Source organism: Streptomyces panaciradicis (genome assembly GCF_023516615.1).
In the GTDB taxonomy this organism is placed as follows: Bacteria; Actinomycetota; Actinomycetes; order Streptomycetales; family Streptomycetaceae; genus Streptomyces; species Streptomyces panaciradicis.
Genome location: NZ_JAMGBF010000338.1, coordinates 1 through 437 on the forward strand (window position 1 = coordinate 1; position 437 = coordinate 437).

The 437-nt window shown below is 81.5% G+C and carries 1 pseudogene; it reads right to left on the reverse strand.

Annotation, left to right across the window (positions count from 1 at the left end):
- Positions 1 to 437, reverse strand: a pseudogene (locus M8J74_RS44260) (hypothetical protein); the annotation flags it as partial.

Below are 437 nucleotides of genomic sequence, written 5' to 3' on the forward strand. Positions count from 1 at the left end.
GAGGGGCCGGCGCTGATGGGCGGCACCTTCGGGCCGTCGCCGGTCACCGGGCCGCCGGTCGGGCCCGCGGGGCCCTGGGGGCCGCCCTGGCCGCCCGGGGCGTCGAAGCCGTTGGCGCCGCCCTGGCCGCCGTAACCACCCTGGCCGTTCTGGCCGTTGTGCCCGTTCTGTCCGCCGCGGTCGCCCTCGGCGAAGTACGGCAGCTCGTCACGGCGCGGCTCGCCGCCGGTGCGCGTGCCGCTGCCGCCGAGCGGTCCCGCGGCCAGCGCCTCGGTCACGTCGAAGGAGCCGGTGCCGCCGCCGTGACCGGGAGCCACCGGTCCGCCGGTGGCACCGGGGAGTCCGGCGCCGTTCGTCCCGCCGGGCCGGGAGCCCGGGGCGCCGGGCCGGGAGCCGCCGGGCACGCTCATGGAGCCGACCACACCGCCGGGGCGGCC